General features: G+C 70.7%; 6 protein-coding genes. 4 read left to right on the top strand and 2 right to left on the bottom strand.

Annotated features, from left to right (window positions below):
• The first annotated feature begins 193 nt into the window (after positions 1-193).
• Both ACI2L1_RS36720 and ACI2L1_RS36715 read left to right on the top strand, forming a co-directional pair.
• Positions 194-583, top strand: coding sequence for a hypothetical protein (locus ACI2L1_RS36720; protein WP_404743766.1), 390 nt, complete (start codon positions 194-196; stop codon positions 581-583).
• Positions 584-693: 110 nt separating this feature from the next.
• Positions 694-2,115 carry a S28 family serine protease gene (locus ACI2L1_RS36715; protein WP_404743765.1) on the top strand — a complete coding sequence of 474 codons (1,422 nt, stop codon included), beginning with the start codon at positions 694-696 and terminating at the stop codon, positions 2,113-2,115.
• 25 nt (positions 2,116-2,140) lie between these two features.
• Here ACI2L1_RS36715 and ACI2L1_RS36710 read toward each other — a convergent pair whose 3' ends face one another.
• Complete coding sequence (locus ACI2L1_RS36710; RefSeq protein ID WP_404743764.1) at positions 2,141-2,788, bottom strand: hypothetical protein; 648 nt, start codon at positions 2,786-2,788, stop codon at positions 2,141-2,143.
• A gap of 133 nt (positions 2,789-2,921) precedes the next feature.
• Positions 2,922-4,742 carry a glycoside hydrolase family 3 protein gene (locus ACI2L1_RS36705; protein ID WP_404743763.1) on the bottom strand — a complete coding sequence of 607 codons (1,821 nt, stop codon included), beginning with the start codon at positions 4,740-4,742 and terminating at the stop codon, positions 2,922-2,924.
• Positions 4,743-5,122: 380 nt separating this feature from the next.
• Here ACI2L1_RS36705 and ACI2L1_RS36700 point away from each other — a divergent pair, with 380 nt between their 5' ends.
• On the top strand, positions 5,123-5,380 hold the full coding sequence (locus ACI2L1_RS36700) for a hypothetical protein (RefSeq protein WP_404743762.1): 258 nt from the start codon (positions 5,123-5,125) through the stop codon (positions 5,378-5,380).
• 68 nt (positions 5,381-5,448) lie between these two features.
• Positions 5,449-6,732 (top strand): 3-phosphoshikimate 1-carboxyvinyltransferase, encoded by a 1,284-nt coding sequence (gene aroA, locus ACI2L1_RS36695; protein ID WP_404743761.1) that lies wholly within the window; start codon positions 5,449-5,451, stop codon positions 6,730-6,732.
• Positions 6,733-6,782 lie beyond the last annotated feature (50 nt).

The raw sequence follows: 6,782 nt of genomic DNA, 5'->3' as shown, positions 1-6,782 counted from the left end.
GGTTCTGCCCGCGGGCGGGTGGTGGAGGACGGCACCCACGATGGACTGCTCGCCCTGGGCGGGCGGTATGCCGGGCTGTGGCGGACGTTCGTGGGGGAGCCCGTCGAGGTGTCTCGCTGAGGGTCGCGCAACCGTCCGACATACGTTGTGCGTCCGTACACCTGTACGCCCAAGCGGTGCGGGAGGGACGGCAGTGAAGAGTGGAGCGATACGGCGGCTGGCTGTGGGGCTGGCCGTGGTGACCGTGTCCGGGGTGCTCGGAGTGGCCGTGCCTGGGCAGGCGCAGGCGGCGGCCTCGTCGTGCGAGGGGCGGAAGGTCAGGTCCTTCCCCTTCTCCACCGGGACCGTGGAGGTGTACAAGCGGAGCGGTTACGTGTGTGCGATCACCGTGTCCAAGCGCCCGGGGGTGCGGCAGCACATGGTGGTGAGTCTGCGGGCGTACGGGCTCCGGCCGGTCGAGGACGCCGGGCGGTACAGGTTCCACGCCGGCCCCGTCACCGTGCACGCGGGGCAGCGCAAGGTGTGGATCAAGGGTGCGGTGGGGCGGGGGAAGTACGACTCCGAGGGCTGGATCCGGCTCTGAGGCACAGATCTCGCACAGGGTTTTCCCCATCGAGGCGCCATCTCCCCTGGTGCTGACCGGACTTGCGCCACTAGCGTCCGGCGCACATCTGTACTCACAGGGGAGGGTGCATGCGCAAGGCGCTCAGATGGCTTCTCACGTTGGTGGTGCTCATAGGCACCGTCAGCACGGCGGGGGCGGCGACCGCCGCCGAGCCGGGGCCGACCGACATCAAGGACCGGCTGCTGTCCATCCCGGGGATGAGCCTGATCGAGGAGAAGCCGTACACCGGGTACCGCTACTTCGTCCTCGACTACACCCAGCCGGTCGACCACCGGCACCCGTCCAAGGGCACGTTCCAGCAGCGGATCACCCTGCTGCACAAGGACGTCAGCCGCCCGACCGTCTTCTACACCGGCGGCTACAACGTCTCCACGACACCCAGCCGCAGCGAGCCCACCCGGATCGTCGACGGCAACCAGGTCTCCATGGAGTACCGCTTCTTCACACCGTCCCGGCCCGACCCGGCCGACTGGACCAAGCTGGACATCTGGCAGGCCGCCAGCGACCAGCACCGCATCTTCAAGGCGCTGAAGAAGATCTACACCGAGAACTGGCTCGCCACGGGCGGCTCCAAGGGCGGCATGACCGCCACCTACTACGAGCGCTTCTACCCGCGTGACATGGACGGCGTCGTCGCCTACGTCGCCCCCAACGACGTGGTGAACAACGAGGACTCGGCCTACGACCGCTTCTTCGCGACCGTCGGCACCAAGGAGTGCCGGGACCGGCTGAACGCGGTGCAGCGCGAGGCCCTCGTCCGCCGCGAGCCGCTGGAGAAGAAGTACGCCGAGTACGCGGCGGCGGAAGGCTTCACCTTCGACACCGTCGGCAGCCTCGACAAGGCGTACGAGGCGGTCGTACTCGACTACGTCTGGGGCTTCTGGCAGTACGCCCAGGCCGCCGACTGCGCCGAGGACGAGCTGATCCCGCCGGACGCGAAGACCGCGACCGACGACCAGATCTGGAACTCGATCGACACGATCTCCGGGTTCTCCTTCTACACGGACCAGGGCCTCGCGCCGTACACGCCGTACTTCTACCAGGCGGCCACCCAGCTCGGCGCTCCGACGATCCACTTCCCGCACATCGAGAAGAAGTACATCCGCTACGGCTACCAGCCGCCGCGGAACTTCGTCCCGAGGGAGATCCCGACCAAGTTCCAGCCGTACGCCATGCGGGACGTGGACAACTGGGTCCGCCACAACGCCCGGCACATGCTCTACGTCTACGGCCAGAACGACCCGTGGGGCTCGGAGCGGTTCCGGGTCGACAAGGGCGCGAAGGACTCGTACGTCCTCACCGCGCCCGGCATGAACCACGGGGCCAACGTCGCCGGTCTGGTGGCCGACCAGAAGGCCTTCGCCACCGCTCGGATCCTGGACTGGGCGGATGTCCCGGCCACGGCCGTCGCCGAGGCGAAGCCGCTCGCGAAGTTCGACAAGAAGCTGGACGTACGGGACGTGGAGCGCGAGCCCACGCTGCGTCCGTAACCCGCTCACCGCGCCCGGCCGTCGCTCACAGCGGCCGGGCGCAGCCCACCGGCTGGGCGCCGCCGAGCTGGACGTACAGGGCCGTCGACAGCGGGCACAGAGCGCGCTGCGCGACGGCCTTCGCCACCTGGTACTGCGGTTTCCGCTCGCCCTTGCCGTCGCACGCGGTCTCCCGGACCTGTCCGCTGCCCGAGTTGTACACACAGTCGCCGACGATCGTGCGCGGCCCGCCCCCGCCGCCCGGGTCACCGGGATGCGGCGCCTCCAGGTTGCGCATACAGGCGTACCCCTGGGGCACCGCCCCGTCGCCGTCCTCGTCGGAGATCTGGCTCTGCTCACTGATGTGCAGCACGAAGTCGGTGGTCGCCGGGCACGGCGGACCGTCGGCCGGGGTGCCGTCGTGCCGGGCCACGACCCGCGCCGCAGCCCGCTCACTGGTGCAGGGCACCTCGGTGAAGCTGGCCTTGCCGAAGGAACTGCACTCGTCGACCGCGAGGAACACCGCGCCGAAACCGGAGGCCCGGGTCACGGACGGCGAGACGGAGACCGCGGCGCCGGATTCCCCCTTCTGCTCACCGCCGTCGCTGCCGGCCGCTTGCGTACACCCCGTCAACAGGGCGGCGAGCAGCGCCAGCAGTACGCACACGACCCCCGTGGAACACTTCTCGCGCATCGCGATCCCCCCGGACTACCCCCACCGCCCAGCGTGACCGTCGCGGCGTGGCCACGCCAGGCGTGTGGGGTGCTTTGCGCCTTTCGGGGGTGGTGAGCGGGTTGCGAGGCGTACGGCGACTACGCCCCGCGCGCTATCGGCCGTACGACAGCCCGTACCCGACCGGGTACAGCACCTTCGCCGGATCGTCGGCCCGCTGCACCGGCACCGGCAGCCTCCCGCGCGGTGCCGCCTTCCCGGCGATCACGCGTGCGGCCGCCCGCAGTTCGACGTCGGTCCAGGAGTAGGTCGCCAAGCAGGCCGCGACGGTGGGCAGTTGGGCCACGTCGTAGGGATTGCGGATCGCGACGGCCACCACCGGCTTCCCGGTCGCCACGAGTTGCTCGACCAGGGTCTTCTGGGTGGTGGTGATGTTGTACGTCCCCACGATCACCGCGTCCGCCTGCTGAGCGGCGGTGACGGCCTGTTCGATGGTGGTCGTCGAGGGCGCCGTACCGGTCGACAGGGCGGTGGCGGTGAAGCCGAGTCCGGTGAGGGCGGCGGCGAGGACCCCGGTGGGCGGGCCCGTCGTACCGGACGGCGAGGCGGGGTCGGCGCCCACCACGAGCAGCTTGCGGTGGGTGCGCCGGGAGAGGGGCAGCAGCCGCTTCTCGTTGACCAGCAGGGTCGTCGTCCGCTGGGCGATCCGGTCGGCCGCGGCCAGGTGGGCCGGGGTGCCGACGGCCCGTGTGACACCGCCCTGACTGACGTACGGCTGCTCGAACAGCCGCAGCCGGGCCTTCAGTCGCAGGATGCGCAGGACCGACTCGTCGAGCCGTGCCTCGGTCAGCTCTCCGTCCTGTACGGCCTTCAGGACCGCGTTCCACGCCACGTCCAGGGAGGGCGGGTTGAGGAGCTGGTCGACGCCGGCCTTGAGGGCGAGGACGGGGACGCGGTCGTCGCCGTACTTGGTCCGTACGCCCTCCATGCCGAGGGAGTCCGTGACCACGACCCCGTCGTAGCCGAGCTCGCCGCGCAGGATGCCGGTGAGGATCGGGTGGGAGAGGGTGGCCGGGTCACCGATGGGGGTCCCCCCGCTCGAGCGAAGCCGAGAGTGGGGGACGTCGAGCGCCGGGAACTGGATGTGCGCGGTCATGATCGAGTCGATGCCGGCGCGGATCGCGGCCCGGAAGGGGACGGCGTCCAGCTTCTCCCAGAGTGCCCGGCTGTGGGTGATGACCGGGAAGCCGTAGTGGCTGTCGACGGCGGTGTCCCCGTGGCCCGGGAAGTGCTTGGCGGTCGCGGCCACCCGGGCGCTCTGGTACCCGGTGACCTCGGCGGCGACGAGTCCGGCGACGGCCTGCGGGTCGGCCCCGAAGGAGCGGACGCCGATGACCGGGTTGGCCGGGTTGACGTTGACGTCGGCGACGGGGGAGTAGTTCTGCCGGATGCCGAGGGCCCCGAGCTCCTGCCCGGCGATCCGGCCGAGGGTGCGGGCGTCCCCCCGGGAACCGCCCGCGCCGACGGCCATCGCACCGGGGAACAGGGTGGCGGGCGCGCCGACCCGGCAGACGATCCCGTGCTCCTGGTCGGTGGAGATGACGACGGGCAGCCCGCGCGGCTGGTCCAGGGACGCCTTCTGGATGCCGTTGGAGAGGTCGGCGATCTGGTGCGGATCGCGGGTGTTGTGCGCCCAGGTGAAGTAGATGATCCCGCCCACCCGGTACCTGGCGATCATCTCGGCGGCCGTACGGACGCCGATCTCCTTGAGGTTGGCGTCGATGTCGGCCGGGTCGGGGGCGGTGGCGGAGTGGCCGTAGACCCGCATCACGAAGAGCTGGCCGACCTTCTCCTCAAGCGTCATACGGGAGATGAGGGAGCGGAGCTTGTTGTCGTCCGCGTAGGCGGTCCCGCTCACGGCGAGGGTGGCGGCGACGCCTGCCGTCGCGGCGAGGACGGTACGTCTGGAGGGCACGTGCGCTCCTTCCGGAGGTGATCCACTGAAGGAAACTTCCGAGAAGTCACCAATAACCGGGAAGTTTCTGCCAGTCAAGGGAGTGCACATTAACGCGGGGAGGCGACCCGGCCTGGGAATGAGGGGCCGTCATCGGCGCTGTTGGAGGGGGGCGCGCCGATGACGGCATGCTGCCGGCCGCAGTACGGAGGAGAGGGTTGGTCAGCGTTCGCAGCCAGCAGCGAGGCCGACGCCGCACCACGGTGACTCTCCGGCAACTTGCGGGTTGGACGAGCGGGGCCGGGGCGGGGTTCCCGGCTCCGGCCGGATTTACCGAAGTTGGTGAGGGCGGGGCCAACGGGACCGATGGGCCGCCGAGTTGTACGGCGTAGGGTCGCTGTATGGGTCAGTTGATGCCGCTCCTGATCGTCGTCGGTGCTCTCGTCGTCGTGCTCGGCCTCTTCATCGCCCTGGCCGCACACGTCCGCCGACGGGGCACGGCCGGTGGCGGTCTGGCCGGGGTGCTGGCGGCATACGACGAGGCCTTTCACGGGACCGCGGCGGACTCGTACCACGAGATCCAGGAGCAGAAGGACCGGAAGGCGCCACTGCCGGACGACCGGTGGAAGCGGGGGCCACGTTCCGGGCCTGGGGCCTGAACCCTGAACGGGGTCCATCCCGTGGACGTCCTCGCGCCGAAGTCGACCGCCGGGAGATCATGAGGGGCATGCCCGTCGACATGCCCGCTGATACGCCCGCTGGTACGCCCGCCCCGCGCTCCCTCTCCCTCCCCGGCTCGAAGTCCATCACCGCCCGCGCGCTCTTCCTGGCCGCCGCGGCGGACGGGGTGACCACCCTCGTACGTCCGCTCCGCTCGGACGACACGGAGGGCTTCGCCGAGGGCCTGGTGCGACTCGGCTACCGGGTGGGCCGTACCCCGGACACCTGGCAGGTGGACGGCCGTCCGCAGGGACCGGCGGTCGCCGAGGCGGACGTGTACTGCCGTGACGGCGCGACGACGGCCCGCTTCCTGCCCACGCTGGCCGCGGTCGGCCACGGCACGTACCGCTTCGACGCCTCGCCGCAGATGCGCAAACGCCCCCTGTTGCCGTTGTCGCGTGCGCTGCGCGACCTGGGTGTCGACCTGCGGCACGAGGAGGCGGAGGGACACCATCCGCTGACCGTGCGGGCGGCGGGCGTCGACGGCGGAGAGGTCGTGCTGGACGCGGGCCAGTCCTCCCAGTACCTCACCGCGCTGCTGCTGCTCGGCCCCCTGACCCGCCGGGGCCTGCGGATCCGTGTCACGGACCTGGTCTCGGTGCCGTACGTGGAGATCACGATCGCGATGATGCGGGCGTTCGGGGTGGAGGTCGTACGGGACGGCGACGTCTTCGTGGTCCCGTCGGGCGGCTACCGCGCGACGACCTACGGGATCGAGCCGGACGCGTCCACGGCGAGCTACTTCTTCGCCGCGGCGGCGATCACCCCGGGCGCCGAGGTGACGGTCCCCGGCCTCGGCAGTGGCGCGCTCCAGGGCGACCTCGGCTTCGTGGACGTACTGCGGCGGATGGGCGCCGAGGTGTCCGTCGGCGCGGACGGCACCACGGTCCGGGGCACGGGATCGCTCCACGGCCTCACGGTCAACATGCGGGACATCTCGGACACCATGCCCACCCTGGCGGCGATCGCGCCCTTCGCGTCCGGCCCGGTCCGCATCGAGGACGTGGCGAACACGAGGGTGAAGGAGTGCGACCGCCTGGACGCCTGCGCGGAGAACCTGCGGCGCCTGGGCGCGGAGGTGTCGACGGGCCCGGACTGGATCGAGATCCAGCCGGGGCTCGCCCCTTCCGCCGGGACGGAGATCAGGACGTACGGCGACCACCGCATCGTGATGTCCTTCGCGGTCACCGGGCTGCGGGTCCCGGGTGTCTCGTTCGACGACCCGGGATGCGTGCGAAAGACCTTTCCCGGTTTTCACGAAGCCTTCGCCGAACTGGCGGACGGGTTCTGATCGTTCGGCCCCCGACGGGGGACGTCGTTCCTCTCGTCACCTGACACCTC

The organism is Streptomyces sp. NPDC019531 (assembly GCF_044903305.1).
Lineage (GTDB): Bacteria > Actinomycetota > Actinomycetes > Streptomycetales > Streptomycetaceae > Streptomyces.
Note: the sequence above shows the minus strand (reverse complement) of the source record. Positions and strands in the feature narration are given on the sequence as shown.